Genomic DNA, 14,171 nt, shown 5'->3' on the forward strand with positions numbered 1-14,171 from the left:
GGGAAGCGCCGTCGCCTGCGTCAGTAGTCGCGGTGGGTGTGATACATCAGCTCCCACAGCGCGTCCTCGATCGAGTCGTCGGTCTGTTCCTCGAGCTTCTCGTACAGGCGATCCGAGATCGTTACTTCTGGCATCGATCGTGGGTTCGACGGGGAACTATGTAAAAGTACCCTAATACGAAACCGAGTTAATTATTTTCCGACGGGACACGACGACGGTCACGAGGAACGGAACGGGGTCGAGTCCCGCTCTCGAGCGAGTTTCGCGAAATCCTGACGAACGCTTAAGCGACTTCGCGTACTGTGGTATGATATGGCATACCGTCTCCACTGCGACGGCTGCGACCTCGAGTACGAGTGTGGCGACTGGGCGGAAGCCAACCGGTACGCGAGCGAGCACGAGGCCGAGTACGCCGACCACTGGGTGAGCATCTGGGATCTCCAGACGCCCTGATACGGCCCACTGTGACGAGTTACCGGCGGGACCGCACCCGTCTGCGGTCCCACCGGCGATGACGTACAGTGGTCTGTCTGAGCGGCGGCGGCCGACGACGATTTTCGAGCGGCCACCCGACGACCGGTTCTCGAGGGTCGACGGGGTCCCGGCGAGCAGTTCCGGGAGCGCGTCACTCGAGTCCGTCGTCGTCCGGTTCGAACTCCCGTTGCGGACCGTCGGGCCCGAACCGCCCATCCTCGGCCTCGGGAAGCTGCGCGTCGAGGATGGCCGTGTGAACCGTTCGGAGGTCGACGTCCTGAATCGTCGCGGCGGCCTGGAACCGCTCGCGGGCGTTCGCGACCGTTCCGGGCTCGGCGGCGAGGTGCGCGAGGACGAACGAGTTAGGGTCGACGGCTCGCGCCGCGTCGAAATCGGACGCGTCGTACAGCGACGCGAAGTCGGCGACGACCGTCGAGACGAGCGCGTCGGTCGCGTCCCCGCCGGGGTCGCCCTCGGGTACCGCGGACGCGTCGGCGTCGAAGTATCCCTCGAACTCCACGACGCCGGCTTCCTCGTAGAGGTACGTCGCGAGTGCGTCGCGGACGGGTTTCGACACGTACACTCCGAACAGTTTGTAGCGTCCGTCGGCGGTCATCGGCTCGTCGTTCGAGGCGAACGACCACAAACGTAGGGGTTCGACGCGCCTCGTCGTCGCTCGCCGCGCGGTCGTCTCTCGCTCGAGAACGGTCGTTTCAAGTGGATCAACGGATTACTGGTGGGCAACGAATGAGTGAGGATTTCTACGACGTTCTCGGCGTGAGCCCCGACGCCTCGACCGAGGAGATCAAGCAGGCGTACCGGAAGAAGGCCACCGAGTACCATCCGGACGTCAGCGACGATCCGAACGCCGAGGAAAAGTTCAAAAAGATCCAGAAGGCGAAGAAGGTGTTGACCGACGAGGAAAAGCGAAACGCCTACGACCGGATGGGCCACGACCGCTACGAGCAGGCGGAGAAACACGGGTTCGACGCGGGCCAGGGTGCTGGCGGTATGGGCGGCGACCCGTTCGGCGGAATGGGTGGCGGCATGGGCGGCGGTCTCGGCGACATCTTCGAGCAGGTCTTCGGCGGTGGCGGCGGACGGGGTCGCCGCCGGCCGCGGAAGGGACAGGATCTCCGGACGGAACTCGAGATCGACCTCGAGGAGGCGTTCGACGGCGCGGAAAAGCAGTTCACGATCGAACGACCGGAGGCGTGCGACCGCTGTGACGGCGAGGGACACCCGCCGGAGGCCGACGCACGGACCTGCCCCGAGTGTCAGGGACAGGGCCAGGTCACGCAGGTTCAACAGACGCCGCTCGGGCGCGTCCAGCAGACGACGACCTGTCGACGCTGCGAGGGCGATGGGACGCTTTACTCCGAGACCTGCGACGAGTGTCGAGGCGAGGGCTACGTCCGAAACGAGGCGACGCTAACGATCGAGGTCCCGCCCGGCATTCAGAGCGGCCAGACGCTCCGGATGGAGGGCGAAGGCGCGCCGAGTCCCGAAGGCGGCCCCCACGGCGACCTCCTCATCGACGTCGACGTCCGGGAACACGACGAGTTCGAACGCGAGGGCGACGACCTCCGCTATCGGCTCCCGATCTCGTTCCCGCAGGCGACGTTCGGCGATACCGTCGAGGTGCTCACGCTCGACGGCGCGGTCGAGTTCGAGGTCCCGTCTGGTACCCAGAGCGGCGAGGTCTTCCGTCTCGAGGGGAAGGGTATGCCGCGCCTGCGCGGTCGGGGCCAGGGCGACCTCTTCGTCCAGGTCCAGGTCGTCACTCCGAAGTCGCTGAACGAGGAACAACGCGAGACCCTCGAGGCGTTCGCGGAGGCCGGCGGCGACGAGATCGAGATCAAAGACGGCTTCTTCGAGAAGATCAAGCGGGCGTTCTGATCGGCGATTTCCTCACTCGCGTTTCCGGGCCGGAGTCGGCGCGCTTTTTTCGTCCGAGCGTCCACGACGACGTATGGACGCCGCCACAGTCGACGACCTGTTCGCCCGGGACCGCCGCGACGATCGGACGGCGCTGGTCGACGCGACGGGCCGCGAGTTCGACGTCCACTGGCTCTGTACGACGTCCTGGAAGTCGGGTAACTTCCTCCGTCACGCGGGGGTCCGCGAGGGCGTCACGGTCGGCGTCGTGGGGGAGGGCCCGCTCGCGCTCGTCGCCTTCTTCGGAACGACGCTCCTCGAGGCCGCCACGCGGTTCGATCCGCCCGAAAATCTCGAGGACGAAGACGACTTCCGCGCGCTCGTCGCACCGGTCTCCGACCTCGAGTCCGGCGAGTACGAACTGCCGCGGGGGGCCCAGCGAGTGGGGTACGGCGACCGACCGGCCGAGCCCGACGTCCACCACTTCGACGCCGGCCTCTGGAGCGAGAATCCGTCGTTTCCGCCGCTATCGGTCGATCCCCAGACGCCGCTTCTGACCGACGGCGACCGGACCGTGAGCCACGCCGGCGCGCTCGAGGCGGCCCGTGGAGTGATCGACGAGTTCGGCCTCGCGGCCGGCGACCGCGTGGTCGTTCGCGCTCCCTTCTCGCGGGTCGAAACCGTCGTCGCAGGCGTGATCGCGCCGCTCGTCGCCGACGGCGTGATCGTCCTCGCCGACGACGCGGATTCGGACCGGGCCGAACCGGAGCCACGGGGCGAGTACGCGGTCTCGAGAGCGTCGGTTCCCGAAGCCGAGCGCATCGATCCAACCGGTACGATCGACTGAGACGACTCTCACGGTCGCGAAACGGTCACGGCCGCCGGAAAAACGGTTTTCCGTCCGATCGTGGACGGTTCGCGTATGACCGACGTCGTCATCGTCGGCGGTGGTCCCGCCGGCCTGAGCGCAGCGCTGTTCACCGCGAAAAACGGCCTCGAGACGGTCGTTTTCGATACGGACGAGACGTGGATGCACAAGGCCCACCTGTTCAATTACCTCGGCGTTCGTAGCCTCAGCGGCGACGAATTCGTGGAACTTGCGCGCGGACAGGTGCGCGACCGCACCGGCGACGTGCGCGTGGGCGAGGAAGTGACCGGCGTGGATCGGACGGACGGCGGGTTCGAGATCGAGACCGACGACGGCGAGTACGACGCGGAGTACGTCGTCCTCGCGACCGGCACCGATCGGTCCGTAGCCGAGGACCTCGGGTGCGAGTTCGACGACGACGGCACCGTCAGCGTCGACCAGGACATGGAGACGAGCGTCGAGAACCTGTACGCGACGGGGGCGATGGTGAGAGCTGAGAAGTGGCAGGCCGTGATCGCCGCGGGCGACGGTGCGGCGGCGGCGCTCGACGTCCTCAGCGAGGAACGCGGCGAACACTTCCACGACTTCGACACGCCCGCCGACGTTCCCTCGCTTCGATCCGAGTGAGCCACCACCTGATACGGATTACTGTCCCGATGTACGGGTGCACCCGCAGCCCGTGTCGCGTGTGCGCTGGAACTGACGGACAGTAAACCGTATGACTCCGGGCGAACCGTCCGCCGGGTGCGGCCAGATCCGCCCGCGGATTCCCTGCGTGTTCGTGGACCAGCGTTAACGGCCTCCCCGATGGCGGTCGCAACATGAGTATGGATAGCCTCGAGGAGCTGTTCGTCCACAGGCTCGCCCAGCAGTACTACGTCGAACAGGAACTCGTCGACGCACTCGACGAGATGGCGATCGACGCCACGAACGAAAGGCTGAGCCGAGGGTTCACGGACCACCGCGACGAGACGAGGACGCAGGTCGAGCGGATCGAGGACGTCTTCGCCGCCCTCGACAGGCCGGCGGAGGCGCGGGACTCGCCCGTCCTCGATGCACTCGAAGAGGAGCGACGCGACTTAGAGCGCGAGATCACCGACGACGACCTGCGGAATATGGTCTACTTAAACGCCGGGATGACGACCGAGCGCTTCGAGATGACTGCGTACGAGAGGCTGTCGACGATGGCGGGTGAACTCGGCTACGGCGACGCCGTGCGAAAGCCCCTCGAGTCGAACTACGACGAGGAGAAAGCGGCCTACCGGGAGCTCTCCGCGATGGAGACGGCTTCGGAGCTGAAGTCGCTCTGGGAGCGGTTGACGCCGTGATGCGGAGGGTTCCGTCGTGATACCGATCCAGCGGTTCGCCGACCCGACGAGGGCCGTTCGAGCGGCCGGCTGCGAGACCGGGACGCTTCCCGGCGGCCATCCGTACGTGCGCGCCGGTTCGAAGCCCCGGTCGCTCGTCGTCCTGCCGGGATTCGGCGACGCGATGTTCTCCGGCGACTATCCGCCGTTTTCGGGGTGGGCGCTCGCGTCCTACTTCGCTCGCTACCTCCGGACGCACGAGATCTACCTGCTGAGCAGGCCCCGCAAGCTGCCGCCGGGCTACGGGCCCGCCGACGCAGTCGAGACTCACGCCCGGGCGCTCGAGGCGATCGTCGACGCCGGCGGGACGATCGACGTGATCGGCATCTCGATGGGCGGGCTGATCGGACAGGCTCTCGCCCGGCGGCGGCCGGATCTCGTCGATCGGCTCGTCCTGGCGAACAGCGCCGCTCGACTCGACGACGGCGCTCGACCGGCGATCCGTCGATTCGAGCGGTACGCGCGCGAACGCGACTGGGCGGCGATCAGGGCCGACCTCGCCGCGGCGATGTTCGCGGACGGACGCGCGGTCGCTTACCCGCTCGCGGCTCGGACCGTCGGCCGATTCCTCCAGGCGCGACCCGCGGAACCGGCTGACGTGAGTCGATCGCTCGCGTTCGTTCGGCGGTTCGACGGACGCGACGAACTGGCGGACGTCGAGCGGCCGACGCTCGTCTTCGGCGGCGAACGCGATCCGTACTTCACGGCCGAGCGCACGCGGGAGACGGCGGAGGCACTGCCCCGCGGCGAACTCGAGCTCGTCCCGGGGGCCAAACACGGCGCGTTCCACGAGCGCAAGGCGACGTTCGACTCCAGCGTGCGCTCGTTTTTCGAGCGGAGTACCGCGCCCGGAGAGTGAACCGGCTCGCGGCGGCCACTCGTGGACCGTACCTGACGCGTCCGGATCGAGGCCCAGCCTGCACGGGCAGCAGGTACCGACGCGTGCCGGTACGGCGCGTTCGACCCGCAAACGCTTTTGGCCGCACGTTCCCTACGTCGAATCATGTACGTGCGGGACGCGAAAAACAGAGAGGAGGTCTGGCTGCTCGAGCACATCGAGGCGATGGGGCTCGACGACACGGCGTTCCGCTCGCGCGACTACGTCGTCGCGGTCGACGAGGAGTCCGGCGAGAAGGCCGGATTCGGTCGAATTCGCATCCACAAGCTCGACGGCGCGTCGATCGACGACGAGCGTGCGAGCGGAGGCGAGGTCTGCGAGCTGACCAGCATCGGCGTTCTCGAGGGGTGGCGCGAACAGGGCGTCGGCGCACACGTCGTCGAGCGGTTGCTCGAGTACGCGGGCGATCAGGGATTCGAGACCGTTTACGCGCTGACCGGTGAGGGGGCGTACCTCGCCCAGTTCGGCTTCCAGCGGATCGACGAGTCCCGGCTGCCGGAGCCCCTTCGAGACCGGCTGGACGCCAAGCGAGAGGGGGTCGACCCCGACGCGGTCCCGCTGTCGATCGAGGTCGAGGCGTTCCAGATGCCCGAGCGGCTGCGCGAAGCGTTCAAGCGAGCGCCGGAAGGTCGGGACGAGGTTTCGAACGACGAGACGCCCGAGGACTTCGGCATCGATCCCGAGTCGGCGACGTACAAGTACGACACCGGTCGGTAGCACTCACCAACTTTCAAGCCACCCCCCACCATCCGTATTCATAATGTTTGATCCTGAAGATCTCGAGGAGATCCGCGCCGCCCGTGAGGAGTGGTGCGAGGAGGCGGTCGAACCCGTCGTCGATCGATTCGGCGAGCGACGGGAGACGTTCACGACGGACACCGGCGGACAGGAGGTCGATCGATTGTACACGCCGGCCGACGTCTCGGAGCTGGACTACCGGGAGGACCTCGGCTTTCCGGGCGAACCACCCTACACCCGGGGCGTCTACTCGACGGGCTACCGCGGGCGGCTGTGGACGATGCGCCAGTACGCCGGTTTCTCGACGCCGGCGGATACCAACGAGCGGTACCACTACTTGCTGGATCAGGGCCAGACCGGCCTCTCGATGGCGTTCGACCTGCCCACCCAGATGGGCTACGATTCCGACGACGAGATGGCCGCCGGCGAGGTCGGGAAGGCGGGCGTGGCGATCGACTCCCTCGCGGACATGGAGACCGTCTTCGACGGCATTCCGCTCGACGAGGTTTCGACGTCGATGACGATCAACGCGCCGGCGTCCGTCTTGCTCGCGATGTACGTCGCGGTGGGCGACCTGCAGGGCGTCGATCGCAGCGAGCTTCGCGGGACGATCCAGAACGACCTCCTCAAGGAGTACATCGCCCGGAACACCTACATCTACCCGCCCGGCCCCTCGATGCGGATCATCACGGACATCTTCGAGTTCTGTGCGGCCGAGACGCCGAAGTTCAACACGATCTCGATCTCGGGCTACCACATCCGCGAAGCGGGTTCGACGGCCGCACAGGAGCTCGCGTTCACCCTCGGCAACGGCATCGAGTACGTCGAGGCGGCGATCGACGCCGGGCTCGACGTCGACGAGTTCGCCCCCCAGCTGTCGTTTTTCTTCAACGGTCACAACAACATCTTCGAGGAGGTCGCGAAGTTCCGCGCAGCCAGACGGATGTGGCACGACGTCATGGAAGAGCGGTTCGACGCGCAGAACCCGAAATCGAAACAGCTCAAGTTCCACACCCAGACCGCCGGCTCGATGCTCACCGCCCAGCAGATCGAGAACAACGTCGTGCGAGTCGCCTACCAGGCGCTGGCCGCCGTTCTCGGGGGCACCCAGAGCTTGCACACGAACGGCAAGGACGAGGCGCTCGCCCTTCCGACCGAGGAGTCGGTTCGCACCGCGCTTCGCACCCAGCAGATCCTCGCCCACGAGTCCGGCGCGGCCGACACGATCGACCCCCTCGCCGGCAGCTACTACGTCGAGTCGCTGACCGACGAGGTCGAGGCCGAGGCCTACGAGATCCTCGAGGCGGTCGACGACCGCGGCGGCATGCTCGAGGCGGTCGAACAGCAGTGGGTCCAGCGTCAGATTCAGGACACCGCCTTCGACCGCCAGCGCGAGATCGAGGAGGGCGAGCGGATCATCGTCGGCGTCAACGAGTTCGAGGTCGACGAAGAGCCCGAGATGGACGTCCAGGAGGTCACCCGGGAGGACGAGAAGCGACAGATCGACCACCTCCAGTCCGTCCGGGCCGAGCGCGACGACGAGGCCGTCGACGCCGCGCTCGAGGCGCTGCGCGACGCGGCGCGGGGTGACGAGAACCTGATGCCGTACATCGTCGACGCGGTGAAAGCGTACGCGACCGTCGGGGAGATCTGTAACGTCATGCGCGACGAGTTCGGCGAGTACCAGCCCGGCGGCGCGGTCTGACCCGCCTCGGCCGCTCCAGTCGACGCGGCGTCCGCGCCGAAATCAGGCCGAGAATTAACGTCCCGAGGCGACGACGCTCGAGGTATGACCGACGCGTTCCCCATCGATCCCGTCTCGGTCGGCGGCGCCCAGATCCCGAAACTCGGCTTCGGAACGGCCCGGATGACCGGCGACGAGTGCAAGCGCGCCGTCGAAACCGCGCTCTCGGCCGGCTACCGTCACGTCGACACGGCACAGATGTACGACAACGAGGCCGCCGTCGGGCGAGCGATCGCGGACAGCGACGTCGATCGCGACGAAATCTTCGTCGTCACCAAGGTCCATCCCGATAACGCCGCGCGCGAGGACGTCCTCGAGTCGACGCGACGGAGTCTCGGACGCCTCTCGCTCGAGACGGTCGACCTGCTCTTGCTCCACGCGCCGAGCGAGCGCGCACCGCTCTCCGAGACGCTGGGCGCGATGAACGAACTTCAGGACGACGGACGGGTCGAGCACGTCGGCGTCAGCAACTTCTCGATCGAGCAGCTCGAGCGCGCGATCGAGCTGTCTGAGACGCCGATCGTCGCAAATCAGGTGAAGTACCACCCCTATCACCGCCAGGACGAATTGCTCGAGTACTGCGTCGACCGCGACGTCTGTCTGACGGCGTACAGCCCGCTCGCGGAGGGTGCCGTCGTCGGCGACGACCGCCTCACGGAGGTCGGCGCGTCTCACGGCAAGTCTGCACCGCAGGTCGCACTCCGGTGGTTGCTCCAGCAACCCGCCGTGTCGGCGATCCCCAAGGCCTCGAGTCGCGAACATATCGAAACGAACGCGGCGCTGTTCGACTTCGAGCTATCGACGGAGGAGATGCAGTCGGTGTCGGAACTCGGCGACGGCCGCTGGAAGCGGCTCGCGGCCAGACTCGGGGTCGAGTGAGGACCTCGAGAGGGGCAAGCGGCGTGCATCCGGATCGATACCGAACGCCGCGACCCGAGACCGGGGCGTTACCTGAGCTGAACGGCAGTGCCGTACGCCATCACTTCCGAGCCGCCCTCGGTGATCTGGGAGGTCTCGAGGCGGACGTTGACGACGGCGTCGGCGCCCATCTCCTCGGCGTCGGCTTCCATCCGCGCGATGGCTTCGTCACGAGCTTTCGTGAGCAGGTCCGAGTACGCCTTGAGTTCGCCGCCGAAGACGTTTCTGATCCCTTGCGTGATGTCGCGTCCGACGTTCCTGGCCTCGACCGTGTTGCCGCGGGCGATTCCCAGCACCTCGACGACCTCGCCGTCGGGGACGGTCTCCGTGTTCGATATGTACATACCGATGTCACTTACCCGTCGGATCGTATAGGTTTTCCCCACGCGACGTGGCCGGCCGAATCGGCCGCGGACGGGGGAAGTGTAATTACAAATCAATCGGAATCGTATTCCTTAAATTCGATTATATGTGTCTATAATACATATAGTCATAATGGGGTAGCCTCATATATCGCCTCTCGCTACCGCAGTGTATGTCACAGCCACGTAGCGCGCCATCCGCCGAGTCCGCACAGGGGCTCGCGGATCCGACTGATGCCCGGTCGAACTGCGGCGTCGGGGTCGTCATGGACCTCGACGGCGGTCGAAGCCACGGTATCGTCGCCGACGGACTCGAGTTGCTCGTCAACCTCGAACACCGCGGGACGACCGGTGCGGAAAAGAACACCGGCGACGGGGCCGGGATCGTACTCCAGACGCCCGACGCGTTCTTCCGGGACGTCCTCGACGTGGAGCTCCCGGAGACGTACGCCGTCGGTTCGGTCTTTCTCCCTCAGGACGAGACGGCGCGCGAGGAACTGATCTCGATTCTCGACGATGTCTTTTCGTCCTCCGACCTCGACGTGCTGACCTGGCGGGACGTGCCGACGGACAACGACGACCTCGGACGGACGGCGATCGAATCCGAGCCGGACGTCAGACAGGTGTTCGTCGCCCCCGACGACGACGTCGACGGGGACGCCTTCGATCGCAGACTTTACGTCGCCCGGCGGGCGCTCGAGAACGCCGTCGAAGACTGCGACGTCGACGGTTCGGACCGATTCTACGTCTGTTCGCTCGACTCGAAGACCGTCGTCTACAAGGGACTGCTCAAGGGCGAGCAGGTCGCCTCCTACTACCCCGACCTGACCGACGAGCGATTCGAGTCGACGTTCGTCATGGTTCACGAGCGCTTCTCGACGAACACGCTCGGCGCCTGGCACCTCGCACACCCGTACCGGAACGTCGTCCACAACGGCGAGTTCAACACGATCCAGGGGAACGTCAACTGGATGCGAGCCCGGGAAACCGACCTCGAGAGCGACGTCATCGACGACCTCGACGCCGTGAAGCCGGTGATCAACGATCCCGACCAGTCCGACACCGCGAGCGTCGACAACGCGCTCGAACTCCTGATGCACGACGGCCGCGACCTGGCGCACGCGCTGCGCATGCTCGTGCCCGAAGCCTGGCGGGGCGACGAGTCGATGGACGAAGACCGCAAAGACTGGTACGACTTCCACGCCTCGCTGGTCGAGCCCTGGGACGGCCCCGCGCTCGTCGCGGCGACCGACGGCGAACGCGTCGGCGCGGTGCTCGACCGCAACGGGCTGCGCCCGTGTCGGTACGACGTGACGACGGACGGCCGGCTGATCGTGGCCAGCGAGGCGGGAGCGCTCGAGACGCCGCCCGAGGAGATCGACGAACGGGGACGGCTCCAGCCCGGACAGCTCTTTCTCGCGGACCCGAACGAGGGGCGAGTCGTTCCGGACGAGGAAGTGTTCGACCGACTCACCGACGACCGCTACGGCGAGTGGATCGACCGCGAACAGGTTCACCTCGACGACGTGCGGACGACCGGCGACAGTTCGCCACGTCGGCCTGTCTCGGAGCTTCGCGACCACCAGGCCGCGTTCGGCTACACCCACGACGAACTCGAGAACCTGATCGAACCGATGACCCAGAAGGGGAAGGATCCGGTCGGCTCGATGGGCGACGACACGCCGCTTTCGGTTCTCACGGAGTTCAACCGGCCGCTGTTTTCGTACTTCAAACAGCTGTTCGCGCAGGTCACTAACCCGCCGCTCGACTACATCCGCGAGGAGCTGGTCACCTCGATGGAGAGCCGGCTGGGCCACCAGCGGAACCTGCTCGACGAGTCGCCCGAGCACGCACGTCAGCTCGTCCTCGACTCGCCGATCCTCACCGACGCGGAACTCGAGGCGATCCGGGAGTGCGCCGCGAACGGCATCACGGCCGCGACGATCGACGTCACGTACGAGCCCGAACGCGACGAGGCCGGTTCCGACCTCGAGGCGGCGATCGAACGCGTCCGCGAGGACGTCGTGGAGGCGATCGAGGACGGCCACGAGGTGATCGTCCTCTCGGATCGCGCCGTCGGCGAGGATCGGCTGGCGATTCCGAGTCTGCTCGCGACGGGGAGCGTCCACCACCACCTCGTTCGAAACGGGTTGCGAAACCACGTCGGCCTGGTCGTCGAGTCCGGCGATCCCCGGACGGTCCACCACTTCGCGACGCTCGTCGGCTACGGAGCCGGTGCCGTCAACCCGTATCTCGCCTACCAGACCATCGAGGACCTCACCGCCGGACCGGACGGTGCCGACACCGAGGTGGCCGTCGACGCCTACGTCGGCGCGGTCGAGGACGGGCTGTTGAAGATCATGGCCAAGATGGGAATCTCGACCGTCGAGAGCTACCAGGGGGCCCAGATCTTCGAAGCCGTCGGCCTCGATTCCGACCTCGTCGCCGAGTACTTCGAGGGCACCGAGAATCGGACCGAGGGTATCGGTCTCGCCGAGATCGAAGCCGACGTCCGGGAGCGACACGCGACCGCCTTCGGCGACGACGAGTCGAATCTGGACCGCCACGGCGAGTTCGAGCACCGCTCGAACGGCATTCACCACCAGTGGAACCCGGAGACGGTCGGCACGCTCCAGCAGGCCGTCCGATCGAACGACTACGAACGCTACTGCGAGTTCGCGGAGCTGATTAACGATCAGAACCAGAATCTCCAGACGCTACGCGGGCTGCTCGCGTTCGATTCCGATCGCGAGCCCGTTCCGATCGAGGACGTCGAACCGGTCGCCGACGTCGTCGAGCGATTTTCGACCGCGGCGATGTCGCTGGGATCGCTCTCGCCCGAAGCACACGAGAACAACTCGATCGCGATGAACCGCATCGGCGGCAAGTCGAACTCCGGCGAAGGTGGCGAGCCGCCCGAGCGGTTCGGAACCGAAAAAGAGTGTAACGTCAAGCAGGTCGCCTCGGGTCGGTTCGGCGTCACCTCGACGTATCTCTCGAGTGCGGACGAACTCCAGATCAAGATGGCCCAGGGCTCGAAGCCGGGCGAGGGCGGCCACCTTCCCGGCGAGAAGGTCAACGAGATGATCGCCCACGTGCGCAAGTCGACGCCGGGCGTCGGCCTCATCTCCCCGCCGCCGCTCCACGACATCTACTCGATCGAGGACCTGAAACAGCTCATCTTCGACCTGAAAACGGCCAACGAGGATGCGGACGTCAACGTCAAGCTCGTCAGCGAAGCCGGCATCGGCACCGTGGCCGCCGGCGTCGCGAAGGCGAACGCGGACGTCGTCCACATCTCCGGCCACTCCGGCGGCACCGGCGCGTCGCCGCGAACGTCGATCAAAAACGCCGGTCTCCCCTGGGAGCTCGGGCTGGCCGAGGCGAACCAGATGCTCTGTGCGACCGGCCTTCGCGACCGGATCCGCGTCTCCGCCGACGGCGGGATGAAGACCGGCCGCGACGTCGCCGTCGCCGCCCTGCTGGGCGCGGAGGAGTACGTCTTCGGCACCGCGAGCCTCGTCACGAGCGGCTGCGTGATGGCCCGGCAGTGTCACAAAAACACCTGTCCGGTCGGCGTCGCGACCCAGCGGGAGGACCTCCGCAAGCGGTTCCCCGGCGAACCCGAACACGTCATCAACTACATGACGTTCATCGCCCAGGAGCTGCGCGAGATCATGGCCGAACTCGGCTTCGAGACGGTCGACGAGATGATCGGCCGGGTGGACGTCCTCGAACAGCGCGACGACGTTTCCCATCCGAAGGCGCGCAGCGTCGACCTCTCGGCCGTGCTCGCCGATCCCGCAAGCGACGTGCGACGGAAGGTCCGGGAACAGGACCACGAACTCGAGGATCAACTCGACCGCGACCTCATCGACGCCGCGACAACCGCGATCGACGAGCAGGTGCCGATCGCCCTCTCGAGCGACGTGACGAACGTCGATCGGGCGGTCGGCGCGATGCTCTCGAATCGGATCACCAGCCGCTACGGCGAGCCCGGTCTGCCGGAGGAGACGATCACCGTCGACTTCGACGGCACCGCCGGCCAGAGCTTCGGCGCGTTCCTGGCAAGCGGCGTCTCGTTTCACCTCACGGGCAGCGCCAACGACTACGTCGGCAAGGGGCTCTCGGGCGGCACGATCACGGTCAGAACGCCCGAAACGGCGAACTACGATCCGACCGAGAACGTCTCGATCGGCAACGTCGCGCTCTACGGTGCGACCGACGGACAGCTCTACGTCAACGGCGTCGCGGGCGAGCGCTTCGCCGTCCGTAACTCCGGCGCGAAGGCGGTCGTCGAGGGGGTCGGCGACCACGGCTGTGAGTACATGACCGGCGGCGTCGTCGCCGTCCTCGGCGAGACGGGCAAGAACTTCGCCGCCGGAATGTCCGGCGGCGTCGCCTACGTCTACGATCCCGACGGCGGATTCTCGGCGAAAGCCAACACCGAGATGGTGACGCTGTACGACGACCTCGAGGAGAAGGACGAGCGAATGCTCCACCGTCTCGTCGAGAACCACGTCGCCTTCACCGGCTCCGAGCGCGGCGCAGCGCTGCTCGAAGACTGGGAGGGGGCACTCGACTCGTTCGTGAAGGTCATGCCCGAAGCCTACCGCGACGCGATCGCCGAACGAGGCTCGGACGACGTCAGAGCCGAACTCCCCGGCTCGCCCGACGCCGAGTTCGACGCCGAATCGGCCGGCTTCGCCGCGAGCGACGACTGATCCGTTCCGCCGGCCGCGCTGGCGGTACTGGGGGCCGCCGGACTGCTCTCTCTCTCGTCCAGTCGGCGAAAGTCGTACTCGCGGTCGCGCTCGTCCCGGTAGCGATCGTCGTTCCCGACGACCGCCCTCGTCTCGCCGATCGCGCTCGTCTTCGAAGCCGCCCGAGAGTCGCGACCGACGGGTTGGCGTCGGCAACGACG

The 14,171-nt window shown here is 66.7% G+C and carries 13 protein-coding genes; 10 read left to right on the forward strand and 3 right to left on the reverse strand.

Translation table 11 applies throughout. The features are described from left to right. Positions 1-20: 20 nt before the first annotated feature. Positions 21-134 carry a phosphohydrolase gene (locus EA472_RS23430; RefSeq protein ID WP_394341352.1) on the reverse strand — a complete coding sequence of 38 codons (114 nt, stop codon included), beginning with the start codon at positions 132-134 and terminating at the stop codon, positions 21-23. A 178-nt stretch (positions 135-312) separates the two neighbouring features. Here EA472_RS23430 and EA472_RS22605 point away from each other — a divergent pair, with 178 nt between their 5' ends. Continuing rightward, positions 313-453, forward strand: a complete 141-nt coding sequence (locus EA472_RS22605) for a hypothetical protein (RefSeq protein WP_165874928.1) — start codon at positions 313-315, stop codon at positions 451-453. Positions 454-625: 172 nt separating this feature from the next. Here the strand turns inward: EA472_RS22605 and EA472_RS16525 are convergent, their stop codons facing one another. Beyond that, a complete protein-coding gene (locus EA472_RS16525; RefSeq protein ID WP_243637879.1) occupies positions 626-1,090 on the reverse strand; it encodes a hypothetical protein in 465 nt (154 codons plus the stop codon). Between the two features lie 131 nt (positions 1,091-1,221). Here EA472_RS16525 and dnaJ point away from each other — a divergent pair, with 131 nt between their 5' ends. The 8 genes from dnaJ (at position 1,222) to EA472_RS16565 (ending at position 8,846) form a co-directional block, all read left to right on the forward strand. After that, positions 1,222-2,373 carry a molecular chaperone DnaJ gene (dnaJ, locus tag EA472_RS16530; RefSeq protein WP_124192620.1) on the forward strand — a complete coding sequence of 384 codons (1,152 nt, stop codon included), beginning with the start codon at positions 1,222-1,224 and terminating at the stop codon, positions 2,371-2,373. A gap of 73 nt (positions 2,374-2,446) precedes the next feature. After that, on the forward strand, positions 2,447-3,199 hold the full coding sequence (locus tag EA472_RS16535) for a hypothetical protein (RefSeq protein ID WP_124192621.1): 753 nt from the start codon (positions 2,447-2,449) through the stop codon (positions 3,197-3,199). 75 nt (positions 3,200-3,274) lie between these two features. Then, positions 3,275-3,847 carry an NAD(P)/FAD-dependent oxidoreductase gene (locus EA472_RS16540; protein ID WP_124192622.1) on the forward strand — a complete coding sequence of 191 codons (573 nt, stop codon included), beginning with the start codon at positions 3,275-3,277 and terminating at the stop codon, positions 3,845-3,847. 194 nt (positions 3,848-4,041) lie between these two features. Then, positions 4,042-4,548, forward strand: coding sequence for a YciE/YciF ferroxidase family protein (locus EA472_RS16545; RefSeq protein ID WP_165874929.1), 507 nt, complete (start codon positions 4,042-4,044; stop codon positions 4,546-4,548). A 16-nt stretch (positions 4,549-4,564) separates the two neighbouring features. Continuing rightward, complete coding sequence (locus EA472_RS16550; protein ID WP_124192623.1) at positions 4,565-5,446, forward strand: alpha/beta fold hydrolase; 882 nt, start codon at positions 4,565-4,567, stop codon at positions 5,444-5,446. Positions 5,447-5,590: 144 nt separating this feature from the next. Continuing rightward, a complete protein-coding gene (locus EA472_RS16555; RefSeq protein WP_124192624.1) occupies positions 5,591-6,202 on the forward strand; it encodes a GNAT family N-acetyltransferase in 612 nt (203 codons plus the stop codon). Positions 6,203-6,245: 43 nt separating this feature from the next. After that, positions 6,246-7,928, forward strand: coding sequence for an acyl-CoA mutase large subunit family protein (locus tag EA472_RS16560; protein ID WP_124192625.1), 1,683 nt, complete (start codon positions 6,246-6,248; stop codon positions 7,926-7,928). A gap of 84 nt (positions 7,929-8,012) precedes the next feature. Continuing rightward, positions 8,013-8,846 (forward strand): aldo/keto reductase, encoded by an 834-nt coding sequence (locus EA472_RS16565; RefSeq protein WP_124192626.1) that lies wholly within the window; start codon positions 8,013-8,015, stop codon positions 8,844-8,846. 68 nt (positions 8,847-8,914) lie between these two features. Here the strand turns inward: EA472_RS16565 and EA472_RS16570 are convergent, their stop codons facing one another. After that, positions 8,915-9,229 (reverse strand): YbjQ family protein, encoded by a 315-nt coding sequence (locus EA472_RS16570; RefSeq protein WP_124192627.1) that lies wholly within the window; start codon positions 9,227-9,229, stop codon positions 8,915-8,917. 191 nt (positions 9,230-9,420) lie between these two features. Between EA472_RS16570 and gltB the strand changes: the two genes are divergently transcribed. Further along, on the forward strand, positions 9,421-13,971 hold the full coding sequence (gltB, locus tag EA472_RS16575; RefSeq protein WP_124192628.1) for a glutamate synthase large subunit: 4,551 nt from the start codon (positions 9,421-9,423) through the stop codon (positions 13,969-13,971). Positions 13,972-14,171 lie beyond the last annotated feature (200 nt).

Source organism: Natrarchaeobius oligotrophus (genome assembly GCF_003841465.1).
GTDB lineage: Archaea > Halobacteriota > Halobacteria > Halobacteriales > Natrialbaceae > Natrarchaeobius > Natrarchaeobius oligotrophus.

Coding starts and splice junctions, on each gene's coding strand:
- EA472_RS16535 (WP_124192621.1), top strand. CDS start 2,447: ATGGACGCCGCCACAGTCGACGACCTGTTCGCCCGGGACCGCCGCGAC.
- EA472_RS16570 (WP_124192627.1), bottom strand. CDS start 9,229: ATGTACATATCGAACACGGAGACCGTCCCCGACGGCGAGGTCGTCGAG.
- EA472_RS16540 (WP_124192622.1), top strand. CDS start 3,275: ATGACCGACGTCGTCATCGTCGGCGGTGGTCCCGCCGGCCTGAGCGCA.
- EA472_RS16565 (WP_124192626.1), top strand. CDS start 8,013: ATGACCGACGCGTTCCCCATCGATCCCGTCTCGGTCGGCGGCGCCCAG.
- gltB (WP_124192628.1), top strand. CDS start 9,421: ATGTCACAGCCACGTAGCGCGCCATCCGCCGAGTCCGCACAGGGGCTC.
- EA472_RS16560 (WP_124192625.1), top strand. CDS start 6,246: ATGTTTGATCCTGAAGATCTCGAGGAGATCCGCGCCGCCCGTGAGGAG.
- dnaJ (WP_124192620.1), top strand. CDS start 1,222: ATGAGTGAGGATTTCTACGACGTTCTCGGCGTGAGCCCCGACGCCTCG.
- EA472_RS22605 (WP_165874928.1), top strand. CDS start 313: ATGGCATACCGTCTCCACTGCGACGGCTGCGACCTCGAGTACGAGTGT.
- EA472_RS16555 (WP_124192624.1), top strand. CDS start 5,591: ATGTACGTGCGGGACGCGAAAAACAGAGAGGAGGTCTGGCTGCTCGAG.
- EA472_RS16525 (WP_243637879.1), bottom strand. CDS start 1,090: ATGACCGCCGACGGACGCTACAAACTGTTCGGAGTGTACGTGTCGAAA.
- EA472_RS23430 (WP_394341352.1), bottom strand. CDS start 134: ATGCCAGAAGTAACGATCTCGGATCGCCTGTACGAGAAGCTCGAGGAA.
- EA472_RS16545 (WP_165874929.1), top strand. CDS start 4,042: ATGAGTATGGATAGCCTCGAGGAGCTGTTCGTCCACAGGCTCGCCCAG.